Below are 15,104 nucleotides of genomic sequence, written 5' to 3'. Positions count from 1 at the left end.
ACAAGCCAACGAGACCGGATATGTCCACTCAACAATTTCACTCCAATATTCATGACAACGGCGTGGCGGAGCTGGTGATAGACCGTGCTCCCGTGAATGCCTTGAATGCAGCCGGCTGGAATGGCCTGGCCCGGGAAATCCAGGCGCTGGGCGACCGGCCCGAGGTGCGCGTGATCGTCATCCGTGCCGAGAACCGTGGTTTCTGCGCGGGTGTGGACATCAAGGAGCTGGCTACCGACGACAAGCTCATCATCGACGTGAACGCAGGCAACTACGCCACGTTCAAGGCCGTGCACCTGAATAAGGTGCCTGTGATTGCGGCCGTGCACGGCTTTGTGTTGGGCGGCGGCATCGGTATCTGCGGGGCATCGGACATCGTGATCGCCGCGGAAGACGCCACTTTCGGACTGCCTGAAGTGGACCGCGGAGCCATGGGCGGTGCCGCCCATCTGCAGCGCATGTTTGGCGTGCAGAAGACCCGCTATCTGTTCTTTACGGGCGAGATGATCGCTGCGGCAGAAGCCCTGCGCCTGGGTGCCATCGAGCGTGTTGTTCCCCGTGAGCAGTTGCGCGACGTCGCCATGGAGATCGCCAACAAGATTGCCGCCAAGAGCCCCGCCATGATCCGCATCGCCAAGGAGGCGCTGACCGGCATCGAAGACGGCAATCTCGAAGACAAATACCGCTGGGAGCAGGGATTCACCCTGCAAGCCTATATGAGTCCAGATTCCGCCGAGACGCGCAGCGCCTTTGTGGAAAAGCGCGACGCCAAATTCTGAGCATCACTAGCGCGAAGAGGAGACAACCATGGATTTGACATACACCCCAGCGCAGAAGACCTTCCGTGCCCAGGTACGTGAATGGCTCAAGAACAATGTGCCCAAGGAACGACTGCAGAGCTATGACACTCGAGAGGGTTTCGAGCAGCACCGCCAGTGGGAAGCCAAGCTGGCCAGCGCCGGCTACAGCGCCGTGACCTGGCCCAAGGACTTGGGCGGCAGCGGCTGCGACCTGACCGAATGGCTGATTTTTGAAGAAGAGTACTGGGCAGCCGATGCTCCATCCCGCGTGAACCAGAACGGCATTCTGCTGTTAGGCTCCACGCTGATGGAATTCGGCACGCCCGAGCAGAAGGCCCGCTTTCTGCCCCGTATGGCCCGCTGCGACGATATGTGGGCCCAGGGGTGGTCGGAGCCCAACGCCGGCTCGGACATGGCTGCCATCAGCAGCCGCGCCACACGCATGGGTGACAAATTCATCTTGAACGGTCAGAAAATCTGGTCTACCCGTGCGATCTTTGCCGACTGGGTGTTCGGCCTGTTCCGCAGTGATCCGACATCGAGCCGCCATCATGGTCTGAGCTACATACTGGTGCCCTTGAATACGCCCGGCATCACCGTGCGTCCCATTCGTGCCATCAATGGTCGTGAGCACTTTGCCGAAATCTTCTTCGACGATGTCGAAGTACCCGTGGAGAACCTGCTGGGTGCAGAAGGCAAGGGCTGGCATGTGGCGATGGCGACGGCCGGCTTTGAGCGCGGCCTGCTGCTGCGCTCTCCCGCCCGCTATCAGCGCAGTGCGCAGAAGCTGGTGGACCTGTATCTGCGCAATCAGGTCGATGCCGACCGCGATCACTCGATTCGCGATGCCGTGCTGCGTGCCTGGCAGGGGGCGGAGGCATACACGCTGTCTTCCTATCACACGGTAGGCCGCCTTAACAAGGGCGCACAGATTGGCGCCGAAGCCAGCACCAACAAGATTGTCTGGTCCGAGCTGGACATCATGATTCACGAAACCGCGATGCGCATTCTGGGCGCGCGTGCCGAGCTCATCGATGACGCCGAGGCCAACGAATGGCTGGAAGGTTTCCTGTTCTCGCAGGCTGGTCCCATCTACGCGGGCAGCAACGAGATCCAGCGCAACATCATCGCTCAGCGCATGCTGGGCCTGCCCAAATCCTGATCGGCAGGGAGACAACCATGGACTTCACCTTTACCGAAGATCAAATCGCATTCCGTGACTCGATCAGCCGCTTTCTGATGACCGAAGCAGCCCCCGAGCTGCTGCGCGACATCTGGGAAACCCCGACCGGTCGCAGTCCCGAGCTGTGGGCCAAGATTGCAGAACAAGGCTTGATGGGCCTGTCCGCTCCCGAAGCCGATGGCGGCATGGGCATGGCCGATGTGGACTGGGCACTGCTGCTGCAGGAGGTGGGCTATTACGCTCTGCCCGATTCCCTGACCGACACCGCCTATGTGGCTGTGGGCATGCTGTGTGCATTGCCGCAAGGACATGAGAGCCGTGTCTGGCTGTCCAGGATTGCCGAAGGCAGCTGCCGCGTGGCCGTGGGCCATCCCGTCAACCTCAATGTGGCGGACGCGGCATTGGCCGATGTGCTGTTGCTGCCCCATGCCACGGCCACCGGCCTGGAGTTGCACCTGGTCAGGCCTGCACAGTGCGAGATCACGGCACTGAGCAGTATCGACTCTTCGCGCCGTCTGTCACGGGTACGCTGGACGGCATCCGATGCCACCCGTTTGCTCGACGGCACTCAGGGCCAGAAGGTCTGGGACACAGCCGGCGAGCGCGGTGCACTCGCCGCTGCTGCCCAGATGCTGGGCCTGGCCCAGCGCATGCTGGATCTCTCGGTGGACTACGTGGCACAGCGCAAGCAGTTCGACAAGGTCATAGGCAGCTTTCAGGCCGTGCAGCACCACCTGTCGGACATCGTCACCAAGATCGAGTTTGCCAAACCCGTTCTCTACCGTGCCTTCTACGCGCTGCAGCACGGTGAACCCGATCTGGCCGTGCGTATCTCGCACGCCAAGCTTCAGTGCAGCGAAGCGAGCTGGTTTGCCGCGCGCAACAGCCTGCAGGTGCATGGCGCCATGGGCTACACCTGGGAAGTCGATCTGCAGATGTTCATGAAGCGCGCCTGGGTGCTGGACGCTGCCTGGGGCGACAAGGCATACCACGCGGCCCGCCTGACTCAGGGCCTGCTGCGCAGTCCCAATGCCCCGGTGGGCCCCGGATCGACTTTTGATCGAGAAATCGATTCATGTGCCTCCTGCTCTGCGCAAGATGCTATTAAGAACGTTGCTGAAGAGGTGGCCGCATGAGCGCCCAGGCTTATATCGTTGATGCGCTGCGCTCTCCTACCGGAAAGCGCAAGGGCTCTCTTGCCACCGTGCACGGTGCCGACCTCGGCGCCCATGTGATCAAAGCGCTGGTTGAGCGCAACGACATTCCCGCAGCCGATTACGACGACGTGATCTTTGGCTGCGTGGACACCATAGGTTCTCTGGCTGGCGACATTGCCCGGACTTCCTGGCTGGCAGCCGGCATGCCCTTGAACGTGCCGGGCACCACGATTGATCGCCAGTGCGGCTCGTCCCAGCAAGCCATTCATTTTGCGGCCCAGGCCGTGATGAGTGGAACGCAGGACGTGGTGCTGGCCGGTGGCGTGCAGACCATGACCGCCATTCCCATTTCCTCGGCCATGCTCGCCGGCCAGCCCCTGGGCTTTACCACGCCGTTTGCCGAGAGCAAAGGCTGGCAGGCGCGTTTCGGTAACGCACCCGTCAACCAGTTCTACGCCGCCCAGCGTATTGCAGACCACTGGGGCGTGAGTCGTGCCGACATGGAAGTATTTGCCAAGGAAAGCCACGACCGCGCTTTGAATGCGATTGCCGAGGGCCGCTTCGACCGTGAAATCGTTCCCTTTGGCGCTTTCATGATGGATGAGACCGCTCGCCTCTCGACTCTGGAGAAGATGGCCACGCTGGAGCCGGTGGACCCCGACTATCCCTCCATCACTGCAGCCGTCTCAAGCTCCACCTGCGATGCGGCGGCTGCCGTGCTGGTGGTGTCCGAAGCAGCGCTCAAGCGCTACAACCTCAAGCCACGCGCTCGCATTCACCATATGAGCGTGCGCGCCGATGACCCCATCTGGCACCTGACCGCGCCGATTCCAGCCACGGAATATGCGCTCAAGAAGGCGGGCATGACCATGTCCGACATCGACCTGGTCGAGATCAACGAGGCCTTTGCTTCCGTGGTCATGGCGTGGCTCAAGGAGACCGGCTACGACCATGCCAGGACCAACGTCAACGGCGGTGCGATTGCGCTCGGTCATCCACTGGGAGCCTCAGGCGCCAAGCTCATGACCACGCTGCTGCACGAGCTGGAGCGCACCGGCGGGCGCTACGGCTTGCAGACCATGTGCGAAGGTGGAGGACAGGCCAATGTGACCATCATCGAGAGACTCTGACGGCAGACATGCAGGCACCCCTGGGTGCCTGTATTGCGTTGGAGCTCCGGTGTTGGCGGCTTAGCAAGTCATCCACAAAAATATCTACGGAGACAAAGACATGCAAGACAAAGCGACGGATTCAGATCGCAGAGCATTCCTGGCCGGAGCAACTGCCGCGGCGGCAGCGCTGGGTCTGCCAGCAGCGCAAGCTCAAGTCGGCACCAGGACCGTTGCGCAGGCCGATGCCATCACCATGGCAGCGCAGATGCGCAAAGGCGATATCACGCCGCTGGAGGCTCTTGATGCCGCCATTGCGCGCGTTGAAGCCTTGCCCAAGCTCAATGCCGTGGTCATCAAAGACTACGAACTGGCCCGCGAGCATGCCAAGAAGCTCTCGACCATGGGCCGCGATGCACGCAAACAGGCGACTGACAAAGCCCCGCTGTGGGGTCTGCCGTTTGTGCTCAAGGACCTGGGTCTGAGCATGGCAGGAACCGTGACCAGCAATGGTTGCCGCTTCTTCAAGGATGCTGTCGCGTCGCAGGACTCCACGCTGGTGATGCGCTACAAGGCTGCGGGTCTCAACATCTTTGGCAAGACGGCATCTCCCGAGTTCGGCATGACGACTACCACGGAGTCAAAGCTTTACGGCGTCACGCCCAACCCCTGGAACACCGGGCATACCACGGGCGGTTCTTCCGGTGGGACTGCCGCTGTGGTGGCGGCCGGCATTCTGCCCGTGGGCCATGCCAGCGATGGTGGCGGCTCCATCCGCATACCGGCCGCACATTGCGGCCTGTTCGGACTCAAGCCCAGTCGTGGACGTGTGCCTGCAGGGCCAGGAGCGCTGGATGGCGCAACAGGTTTGTCGGTGAACCACGTCATCAGCCGCAGCGTGCGCGACACAGCCTTGCTGCTGGACTTGAGTGCTGGGCCCGAGTTCGGCTCGCGAGTGCGACCTCCCTCTGATGTTTCTCGGGGCTACCTTGAAGCGATGCACCAGCCCGAGCGCAAGCTGCGTATTGCCGTCTGGCGCAAGAACTACTTCGGGATTCCCGTACATACCGAATGCCTGGAGGCCGTGGACAAAGCGGCCAAGGCCTGCGAGGCCATGGGGCATTTTGTTGAAGAGGCCATGCCGGAGCTGCCGGTGAACGAAATTTTTGGTGGCATGGGTGCAGGCATGTCGGCAGGTCTGCTCAGCGCCATTGAATACCGTGAAAAGCAGCTGGGCCGCGCTGTGCGCGAAGACGAGATGGAGCCGCTGAACTGGGCTGCGTTGCAGGCCGCGAAGAAGGCCTCGGCGCTGGATCTGTACCGCAGCCGCGCAGGCTTCGACAAGGCGGGGCAATTGATCGATGCATTCCTGTCCAGGTACGACCTGATTCTGACGCCCACCACCGTGGTGCCTGCACAGAAGCTGGGCGCTCTGCGACTCGATCAACCCTATGAAAGCTATGCCGCCGAGGCCATGAACTCCTCCGCGTTTACCTCGCTGTTCAACATCAGCGGTCATCCGGCCATGTCCGTGCCGCTGCACTGGACGGCGGACCACCTCCCTGTGGGTTCCCACTTTGTCGCACCGTTTGGTGGCGAAGGCCGCTTGCTGCGTCTGGCGGCGCAGCTGGAGCAAGCCCTGCCATGGGCACATCGCGTGCCGGACCTGTCCGCACTCAAGGCTTGAATGTCCGGCAACAAGAAGGAGGAGAGCATGGAATCAGTGAATCAAGGTGTGGATCGTCGTGGCTTTATTCAGGGCGCAGGTGCCGTGGCCGCAGCAACAGCCATGCCGACAATGGCTGCACAGAAGAAAAATGAGGCGACGGCGGTGGATGGCTACGCCTGGGCAGAACAGATCCGCCGGGGCGATATCACGCCGCTGGAAGCGCTGGAAGCGGCGATTGCACGCACCGAGGCCTTGCCCAAGCTCAACGCAGTGGTCATCAAGGACTACGATCTGGCACGTGATCAGGCCAAGCAGATGTCGGCTCTGGGCAGCGCTGCACGTGCCGAAGCCACAGCCAGGGCGCCCATGTGGGGCGTGCCCTTTCTGCTCAAGGATCTGAACCAGTATCTGAAGGGAACGGTCACTACCAACGGCTGCCGCTTTTTCAAGGGGGCCGTGGCAGAGTACGACAGTACCCTGGTGGCACGCTACAAGGCGGCCGGTCTCAATATCTTTGGCAAGACGGCATCGCCCGAGTTCGGCCAGACGCCCACGACCGAGTCCTTGCTCTACGGCAAGTCGCCCAATCCATGGAATGCTGCCCACACGACGGGCGGCTCCTCGGGTGGTGCGGCATCGGTGGTTGCCGCAGGCATTGTGCCCGTGGCCCATGCCAGCGACGGAGGCGGCTCCATTCGCATTCCCGCTTCGCACTGCGGCCTGTTTGGCCTCAAGCCCAGCCGCGGCCGTCTGCCCGCCGGTCCGGCCAATATGGAAGGCTGGATGGGCTTGTCCATGAACCATGTCATCAGTCGCAGCGTGCGCGACAGCGCTCACCTACTCGATCTGACGCAGGGGCGCGAGCCGGGCTCGCGCACCGTGCCGCCGCGCGACGTGGAGGGCAGCTATCTGGACGCCCTCAAGCAGTCGCCCAAGAAGCTCAGGATCGCCGTCTGGTCCAGGAACTACTTTGGCATTCCCGTGCATGCGGACTGTCAGGCTGCGGTGGACAAGGCCATCAAGGCCTGCCTGGCGCTGGGGCATGAAATCGTGGAGGACATGCCGGAGTTGCCTGTGGCTGAGGTGTTCTCGGGCCTGGGCGTGGTGACATCCGTGGGCATGATGGCCAGCATCCGCGCCCGCGAAAAGCTGCTGGGTCGCGCCGTGCGCCAGGATGAGGTAGAGCAGATGGACTGGCTGTATCTGGAAAAGGCCAAGTCCTATACCGCCGAGCAGATGCTGATGGCGCGTACCAACTTCGATACGGCGGGCCAGATTCTGGACCGATTTTTTCTGAAGTACGACTTGATTCTGACCCCGGTGATGGCTGTGCCGCCACCGCTGTTGGGCGTGCTGACGCTGGACCAGCCTTATGACTCATTCGCGCGCGAAGCCGTCAAGGCTTCGCCCTATACCGCACTTTTCAATATGACAGGCCAGCCCGCCATGTCTGTGCCCATGCACTGGACCAGGGACAACTTGCCTGTGGGCGCGCACTTCGCTGCGCCGTTCGGCCGCGAAGGGCGCTTGCTGGCGCTGGCCGCGCAGCTGGAACAAGCCGTTCCCTGGGCACATCGTCAGCCTGATCTGTCGGTCTTCAAAGCGTAATTTCAAAAAGGCAGACGGCCATGAGGTTGTCTGCATTGCAAGCAAAAGGGGAAAGAAATGGGTATTTGCAACCAGAGAACCGTCGTCATCACCGGTGCAGGCGGTGGCCTGGGCCGCGCTTATGCGCTGGCCTTCGCGCAAGAAGGTGCAAATGTGGTGGTCAACGACATTCGTGCCGAAGCCGCCCAGGCCGTGGCCGAGGAAGTCAGGGCCGCTGGTGGCAAGGCGCTGGCCAACACGGGTGACATCACCACGGTGGCCGGAGCGCAATCGATTCTCGATGCGACACTGGCCGCCTTTGGCGATGTGCAGGTCATCGTCAACAACGCGGGCGTGCTGCGCGACCGCATGTTCCTGAGCCTGTCCGAAGAGGACTGGGATATGGTCATGCGCGTGCATCTGCGCGGACATTTTTGCATGGCCAAGGTGTTTGGCGGCTACTGGCGCGATCAGAAGAAGGCCGGCAAGGACGTGGATGCGCGCATCATCAACACCAGCTCCGGCGCGGGCCTGCAAGGCTCCATAGGCCAGAGCAACTATGCTGCAGCCAAGGCCGGCATCGCCGGTCTGACACTGGTGCAGGCCGCGGAGCTGGCGCGCTACGGCATCACCGCCAACTGTCTGGCACCTGCTGCGCGCACCTCCATGACCGAAGGCGCCATGCCCGATATGGTCAAGAAGCCCGAATCCGGCTTCGACGTCTGGGACCCCATGAACGTGGCCTCCATCGTCGTCTGGCTGGGCAGCAGCCAGTCCAGGCATGTGACGGGCCGCTGCTTCGAAGCCAAGGGCGGCGAGCTGTCCGTGGCCGACGGCTGGTTCACCGGCAAGGTCAATGACAAGCAGGCGCGCTGGGAGCCTGCCGAGCTGTCAGGTGTGGTCGATCAGCTGATCGCCGAGGGCAAGGCTCCTCAGAAGGTCTACGGGACCTAAGCAGAAGAATCAGCCGGGGCATGGGCCCGGCCTTCCCATTCGATGAAGAACTCAGGACGCGAGCCATCATGGATTTAAGTCTGAACGAAGAACAAAAAATGATCGCCGAGAGCGCCGCGGTGTTTCTGCAGGAAAAAAGCAGCACGGCGCAGGTGCGCAAGGTTTCTGAAACCGAGGGCGGGCTGGACCGTGCCCTGTGGCAGGAAGTGCTGGACATGGGCTGGTGCAGCGTGGCCCTGCCCGAAGCCGCAGGTGGCATGGGTCTGGGCTGGCGCGAGCTGGTGCTGCTTCAGGAGCAGATGGGCTATCACCTGGCCTGCGTGCCATTTTTTGACGCTGTCGTCGCAGTGACGCCGTTGTGGCAAGCGTTGAGCCAGACCGGGCAGGGTCTGGGCGTGGTGGAGCGCCTGGCGGCCTCGGGCCGGATCTGCGTTCTGGGCATGACGGTGCGTGGTGAGCTGCCCGCGGCCGCGACCGTGAAGCTCGAAGGCGATGCGCTGGTGCTCAATGGCCAGTGGAGTCAGGTGGGATCCGGAGCACATGCCGATGTGTTCCTGCTGCCCGCTACTCTGCCTTGCGGCTCGCTGGCCCTGCTGGAAGTGCATGCCAAGGAAGAAGGTTTGAGCATGCAGGCGCTGACTACGGTGGACGCCACACGCAGCAGTGCCGATGTCATGGCCGTTAATGTGAGATTGACTGGCGCTGCCGTGTTGATGCATGGCGAGGCGCTCAGGAGCCTGTGGGCGCAGACCCGCAATCTGGCGGCCATCGGTTTGGCGGCTGAACAAGTCGGTGTGGCCGAGCGCGCGCTGAATCTGGCCGTGGAATACACCAAGGAGCGTCAGCAGTTCGGCAAGGCCGTGGGCAGTTTTCAGGGCGTCAAGCACCGGGCAGCGCAGATGCTGGTGAAGGTGGAGACCGCTCGTTCTGCCGTCTATGCAGCAGCTTTCATAGCTGATGGCGCCGACGTCACGAGCGATCTGAGCTACTTCGCGGCTCAAGCTCGCACAGATGCAACGGAGGCTGCTCTCTTTTCCACGCGCGAAAGCATTCAGTTGCACGGCGGAGTGGGATTCACCTGGGAGTTTGATCCGCATCTGTTCTTCCGCCGCGCGCAGGCATCCAGCCAGCGCATGGGCACGGTGGAGCAGTGGCGCGAGCTGGTGGCTGCGCGTTTGTTGGACGAGAGCGTGACGGAGGCAGCATGAAGATGCAGGAGTCGGAAGTCAATGAAGCCTTTCGCGCTGAAGTGCGTGAATGGATGGCCCAACATCTGACAGGGCGGTTCGCCCCGCTCAAGCATGCCAGCGGTCTGGGTGCCGAAGGTTATGACGCGCAACTGGCCAAGGAATGGGAGCAGGAGCTGGCCAAGGGCGGCTGGACCGGCCTGGGCTGGGAGACCCGGTACGGCGGCCGCAACGTCCCGCTGGCCCAGCAAGTCATCTTCCACGAGGAGTATGTACGCTGCGGCGGTCCCGGCCGCATCGGTCATATCGGCGAGACCCTGCTGGCCCCCACGCTGATGGCTTTTGGCACGCCCGAGCAGAAACAGCGTTTTCTGCCCGGCATTCTGGCCGGTACCGACTATTGGGCTCAGGGCTACTCCGAGCCCGGCGCGGGCTCCGACCTGGCCGCGATTCGCACCAAGGCACGCCGCGATGAAGCCACGGGCGAGTGGGTGATCGACGGCCAGAAGGTCTGGACATCGTGGGCCCATGAATCCGAATGGGTGTTTGTGCTGGCTCGCACCGACGAGGTCGGAGCGAGCACTGCCAGCCCCCGCCATGCGGGCATGGTGCTGCTGCTGGTGCCCATCAAGCAGGCCGGCGTGGAGGTGCGTCCGATTCGCCAGATCACCGGTACTTCGGAGTTCAACGAAGTTTTCTTTGATGGCGCACGCACCGAAGGCGCGCTGCATCTGGGCCCCGTGGGCGATGGCTGGAAGGTCGCCATGTATCTGCTGGGCTGCGAGCGCGGTGCGTCCACTCTGGGCCAGCAGGCACATTTCCGCTATGAGCTGGACCTGATCATCGACCTGGCCAGGCGCAATGGCGCTGCCCGCGACCCGCTGATCCGTCAGCGCCTGGCCAAGGCCGATATGGGTCTGCAGACTCTGCGCGCCCATGCGCTGCGCGCAAGCGATGAGAGCACGCCCTTCCGTGTGGCTTCCGTATCCAAATACGCATGGTCCAACTGGCACCGTGATCTGGGCGAGCTGGCCATGGATGTGCTGGGCGAGCAGGGCGAACTGGTGCTCAGGGATCCCGCGTTCAGCGCTTTGCAGCAGCTATGGCTGGTCAGCCGTGCCGACACCATTTATGCAGGCACCAACGAGATTCAGATGAACCTCATGGCCGAACGTGCACTGGGCATGCCGCGCTGATCGAACGCGCCTGCTCCTTGGTCATTGGAGTAGGTGAATACGCTGAGTGGCTCCAAAGAAGATGCTGTGAACCGCGGGTTCTCCCTGGTGGTTTGCAGCATTTTCTCCTTTGAAATGTCCTCCCAGCGACATTAGGGAATGACCTATCGTCCAAAGTGACGATGCTGCAGCGCAGCGGCGATCGGAAGATCGAGGCAACTACTTTTGAATGACAAATGACTAGCGCTCCCTCTTACGTTGCTCCCCACGGCCTGCTCAAAGACAAAACTGTGCTCGTTACCGCTGCTGCTGGCGCCGGTATCGGCTTTTCAGCTGCAAAACGAGCAGCAGAGGAGGGCTGCAAGGCCTTGTTCATCTCCGACGTGCATGAGCGTCGGCTGGCCGAAGCCGTGGAGCAGATCAAAAAAGATACGGGTTTGTCCCAGGTCTTTGGCAAGCTCTGCGACGTGAGCAAGGAAGAGCAGGTGCAGGCGCTGATCTCCGAAGCCGACAGCGCCATGGGCGGTATCGATGTGCTGATCAATAACGCGGGTCTGGGCACCAGTTGCAAGGTCGTCGACATGGGCGATGACGAGTGGAGCAAGGTCATCGACATCACGCTGACCGGCACCTTCCGCATGACGCGCGCAGCGCTCAAGCTGATGCAGCCACGCGGCAAGGGTGTGATCGTCAACAACGCCTCGGTGCTGGGCTGGCGCGCCCAGACCGAGCAGGCTCACTACGCGGCCGCCAAGGCGGGCGTGATGGCCCTCACACGCTGTTCGGCGCTGGAAGCGGCCGAATTCGGCATCCGCATCAACGCCGTGGCGCCTTCCATCGCCATTCACGCCTTCCTCAAGAAGTCGGCCTCTGAAGAGCTGCTGGCCAAGTTGTCCGAGAAGGAAGCCTTTGGTCGGGGTGCCGAGCCCTGGGAAGTAGCCAATGTGATGATCTTCCTGGCCAGCGACTACTCCTCGTACATGACGGGTGAAGTGGTGTCCGTCAGCTCGCAGAGGGCCTGAGCATGAATGCAGTCGCAGACAAGATGCTGTTTGACTCGGCAGCCTCGGTGCAGGCATCGGTGGGGCGTCAACTGGGCGCGACCGAATGGGTGCAGATCACGCAGGAGCGCATCAATCAGTTTGCCGATGCCACTGGCGATCACCAATGGATTCACGTGGACCCCGAGCAGGCCAGGAACGGTCCGTTCGGCGCCTGCGTGGCCCATGGATATCTGACGCTGTCTCTGGCCAATCTGTTTTTGCCTCAGCTGGTCAGCTATCAGGGGCTGAAGATGGGCGTCAACTATGGTTGCGAGAAGGTGCGTTTTCCGGCTCCGGTGCTGGTGAACAGCTTCGTGCGTGGCAGCGGCGAGGTGGTGGCGGCGACGCCTATCGGAGAAGACGGCGTACAGGTCACGATCCGAATCACCGTACAGGTCAGGAATCAGGATAAACCCGGCTGTGTGGTTGAAACCATCAGCAGGCTGTTCTTTATCCAGGAAAATTGAGTGTGTGCAAGCGCCTGCTTCGGCGGGAGGTTGCATTTTTTGTGAAGAGGGATGAGCTGCCGACAGAGTGGCCGACCTCGATACGGCAGCAAAAGCTGCCCAGGGCGCGACGAAAAGAAAGTTAGGAGACAAAGACATGAAAGACGCAGTCATCGTTTCGACGGCACGTACCCCCATAGGCAAGGCTTACCGTGGTGCCTTCAACGACACCGAAGCTCCGGTGCTGGGCGGACACGTCATTCGCGCGGCGCTCAACAAGGCGAACGTGGCTGGTGCGGATGTGGATGATGTCATTTTGGGCATTGCCGCGCAGCAGGGCACGCAGGGCTACAACCTGGGGCGTCTGTGCGGCTATACCGCCGGCCTGCCGGAATCCGTGGGCGGAATGGTGATCGATCGCATGTGCGCATCGGGCCTGATGAGCATTGCCACGGCTGCCAAGGGTGTCATGACCGGCGAGATGAATATCGCTGTGGCCGGCGGCCTGGAGTCCATTTCCCTGGTTCAGAACAAGTACAAGAACTCGTACCGCGCCCAATCGAAGGCTGTGCTGGCCGCAGAGCCCACAGCCTACATCCAGATGATAGAGACGGCCGAGCTGGTCAGCCAGCGTTACGGCATCAGTCGTGAAGCCCAGGACGAGTACTCGCTGCGCAGCCAGCAGCGCGTGGCCGCCGCACAGGCCCGTGGCCTGTTCGACGATGAAATCGTGCCGCTGACCACGGTCAAGCAGCTGTTTGACAAGGAAGGCAATGTCACCGGCAGCGAGGAAGTCACGCTGACCCGCGACGAGGGCAACCGTGCCGACACCACGCTTGAGAGTCTGGCCAAGCTCAAGCCTGTATGGAAGAACGGCCAGTGGGTGGAGCAAGGCCAGTTCATCACGGCCGGCAATGCATCCCAGCTGTCCGACGGTGCCAGCGCCTGTGTGGTGATGAGTGCCGACGAAGCCCGCAGTCGCGGCCTCGCGCCTCTGGGCATCTATCGCGGCGTGGCCGTGGCAGGTTGCCGTGCCGATGAAATGGGGATCGGCCCCGTCTATGCCATCCCCAAGCTGCTCAAGCAGCATGGGCTGACGGTTGGCGACATCGGCCTGTGGGAAATCAACGAGGCATTTGCCTGCCAGGTGATCTACAGCCGCGACAAACTGGGCATTCCCGATGAGCGCCTGAACGTCAACGGCGGCGCGATCTCCATCGGCCACCCCTTCGGCATGTCGGGCGCACGTCTGGTTGGTCACGCCCTGCTGGAGGGGCGTCGCCGCGGCGTGCGTTTTGTGGTGGTGAGCATGTGTATTGGCGGCGGCATGGGCGCTGCCGGCCTGTTTGAGCTGAGCTGATCCGATCTGTCTGCAACCAACCTTCAACCAAGGAGTTGAACATGATGGACAGCGCTTTCGCCAAGATGGGTTTTTCCACCTACACGCCAAGTTCCATCGCTTGCGTGATCAAGGATGTGCCCATATTCGACACCCCGGCCCCCGTGCGCGCATCGGCCGATGCACCCTTCGTGAGCGCCGAGCAGTTCAGTGCGCTGATCAGTCAGCTCTATGAAGCTGCCATGGATCCGGAAGGCTGGAAGCCTTTTCTGGAGACTCTGCGTCTGCAACTGGGAGGCAATTACGCCTCGCTCATAGTGCGCCCAGGCTCCGCCGATGATGTGGGGCTGATCGTCTCGGCCGCAGGCGACCGCCGCGATCTGATGCCGAACTGCCCCAAGATCAGCATGAGCCCGTTTCGCAGCATGCCTACCGATCGTATCGTGACCGTGGGGGATGTGATGCCCGAGTCCGAGTGGCGCGCTTCAAGCTACTACAACGACTGGTGCAAGCAGCTGCAGGTGTTCCACGTGATGGCAGCCGACATCGTCACCAAGGACAGCTGCGTCTACGGTCTGCGCATCACGCGGCCCGAAGGTGCCCCGGCTTTCAACAAGCAGGAGCGTGCCTTTGGCTCCATGATGCTGCCGCATATCAAGCGCGCGCTGAACCTGCATCTGTCGGTGAACCAGGACCGTCAGGTCATCTCCCTCTACAGCAAGGCCACGGCCCAACTGATGGTGGGGGTGGTCATCCTCGATCAGAACGGCAATGTGCTGGAGTGCAATCCCGCCGCGGCCAGCATTCTGGACATGCAGGACGGTCTCAAGATCTCCGGCGGCATGCTGGAGGCCAACTACGCCAATGACAACCGCAAGCTGCAGCGCCTGATCAAGGATGCGCTCATGCATACACAGGTCTCGCGCCTGTCCATGACCGAAGGCATGTCGGTCAGCCGGCAGTCCGGCCAGCTCAACTGGGGCGTGGTGGTGCAAAGCATTTCTCCCGACGAGTGGACCGAGGGCAAGCAGCGCCCCAGTGTCGCCGTCTTTGTACGCGACACCGGCGGCAAGGCAGACCCTCCCGTGAAGCTGGCTCAGCAGCTGTTCCAGCTGACGCCGGCCGAGACTTCGCTGGCCATTCAACTGGCCAATGGCCTGTCGCTTGAAGAGGCCGCCGAAGCGCTCAACATCCGCCGCAACACGGCGCGAGCCCATCTGCGCTCCATCTTCTCCAAGACGGGGGTGCGCCGCCAGACCGAGCTGGTGCGCATCTTCCTCAACAGCGTGGCCTGGCTGGGGAACAAGTGACGACGGTTGGTGGAAATAAAAAGCGGGCTTCGGCCCGCTTTTTTGTATATGGAGCAGAGCCGGGCAGTCTGCTTTCAATCCTGACCGTGGAAAATTCCTCGCGCAGCATGTCGATGGGAGGCCCGGATTCAGGCCGCTTGTGATC

General features: G+C 62.0%; 13 protein-coding genes. All 13 read left to right on the top strand.

From position 1 onward, the window contains the following. Positions 1-20: 20 nt before the first annotated feature. Complete coding sequence (locus tag V8Z78_RS15650; protein WP_004341319.1) at positions 21-779, top strand: enoyl-CoA hydratase family protein; 759 nt, start codon at positions 21-23, stop codon at positions 777-779. A 28-nt stretch (positions 780-807) separates the two neighbouring features. Then, positions 808-1,962: an acyl-CoA dehydrogenase family protein gene (locus tag V8Z78_RS15645; protein WP_004341316.1), complete on the top strand. Its 1,155-nt coding sequence runs from the start codon at positions 808-810 to the stop codon at positions 1,960-1,962. A gap of 17 nt (positions 1,963-1,979) precedes the next feature. Then, the gene (locus V8Z78_RS15640) at positions 1,980-3,119 is read left to right on the top strand and encodes an acyl-CoA dehydrogenase family protein (RefSeq protein WP_012837475.1); all 1,140 of its coding nucleotides are present in this window, start codon (positions 1,980-1,982) and stop codon (positions 3,117-3,119) included. Beyond that, a complete protein-coding gene (locus V8Z78_RS15635; RefSeq protein WP_012837476.1) occupies positions 3,116-4,270 on the top strand; it encodes an acetyl-CoA C-acetyltransferase in 1,155 nt (384 codons plus the stop codon). The genes V8Z78_RS15640 and V8Z78_RS15635 overlap by 4 nt, the downstream gene beginning before the upstream one ends. Positions 4,271-4,370: 100 nt before the next feature. Next, positions 4,371-5,936, top strand: coding sequence for an amidase (locus V8Z78_RS15630; RefSeq protein ID WP_349731652.1), 1,566 nt, complete (start codon positions 4,371-4,373; stop codon positions 5,934-5,936). Then, a complete protein-coding gene (locus tag V8Z78_RS15625) occupies positions 5,937-7,526 on the top strand; it encodes an amidase family protein (protein WP_179625715.1) in 1,590 nt (529 codons plus the stop codon). Positions 7,527-7,583: 57 nt separating this feature from the next. Beyond that, positions 7,584-8,459 (top strand): SDR family oxidoreductase, encoded by an 876-nt coding sequence (locus tag V8Z78_RS15620; protein WP_349731651.1) that lies wholly within the window; start codon positions 7,584-7,586, stop codon positions 8,457-8,459. Positions 8,460-8,527: 68 nt separating this feature from the next. After that, on the top strand, positions 8,528-9,667 hold the full coding sequence (locus tag V8Z78_RS15615) for an acyl-CoA dehydrogenase family protein (protein WP_349731650.1): 1,140 nt from the start codon (positions 8,528-8,530) through the stop codon (positions 9,665-9,667). After that, positions 9,664-10,842 (top strand): acyl-CoA dehydrogenase family protein, encoded by a 1,179-nt coding sequence (locus tag V8Z78_RS15610; RefSeq protein WP_349731649.1) that lies wholly within the window; start codon positions 9,664-9,666, stop codon positions 10,840-10,842. The genes V8Z78_RS15615 and V8Z78_RS15610 overlap by 4 nt, the downstream gene beginning before the upstream one ends. 215 nt (positions 10,843-11,057) lie before the next feature. Next, complete coding sequence (locus tag V8Z78_RS15605; protein ID WP_012837482.1) at positions 11,058-11,843, top strand: SDR family oxidoreductase; 786 nt, start codon at positions 11,058-11,060, stop codon at positions 11,841-11,843. Positions 11,844-11,845: 2 nt separating this feature from the next. Beyond that, the gene (locus V8Z78_RS15600) at positions 11,846-12,331 is read left to right on the top strand and encodes a MaoC family dehydratase (RefSeq protein ID WP_349731648.1); all 486 of its coding nucleotides are present in this window, start codon (positions 11,846-11,848) and stop codon (positions 12,329-12,331) included. Positions 12,332-12,467: 136 nt separating this feature from the next. Beyond that, positions 12,468-13,670 (top strand): acetyl-CoA C-acyltransferase, encoded by a 1,203-nt coding sequence (locus tag V8Z78_RS15595; RefSeq protein WP_034360206.1) that lies wholly within the window; start codon positions 12,468-12,470, stop codon positions 13,668-13,670. Positions 13,671-13,711: 41 nt separating this feature from the next. Then, entirely contained in the window at positions 13,712-14,959 is a 1,248-nt protein-coding gene (locus V8Z78_RS15590) for a LuxR C-terminal-related transcriptional regulator (protein WP_012837485.1), read from the top strand. Positions 14,960-15,104 lie beyond the last annotated feature (145 nt).

Source organism: Comamonas sp. wu1-DMT (assembly GCF_040187805.1).
GTDB classification, from domain to species: Bacteria; Pseudomonadota; Gammaproteobacteria; order Burkholderiales; family Burkholderiaceae_C; genus Comamonas; species Comamonas thiooxydans.
The sequence above is the reverse complement of the archived record's forward strand: the minus strand, read 5'-3'. Positions and strand labels throughout refer to the sequence as shown.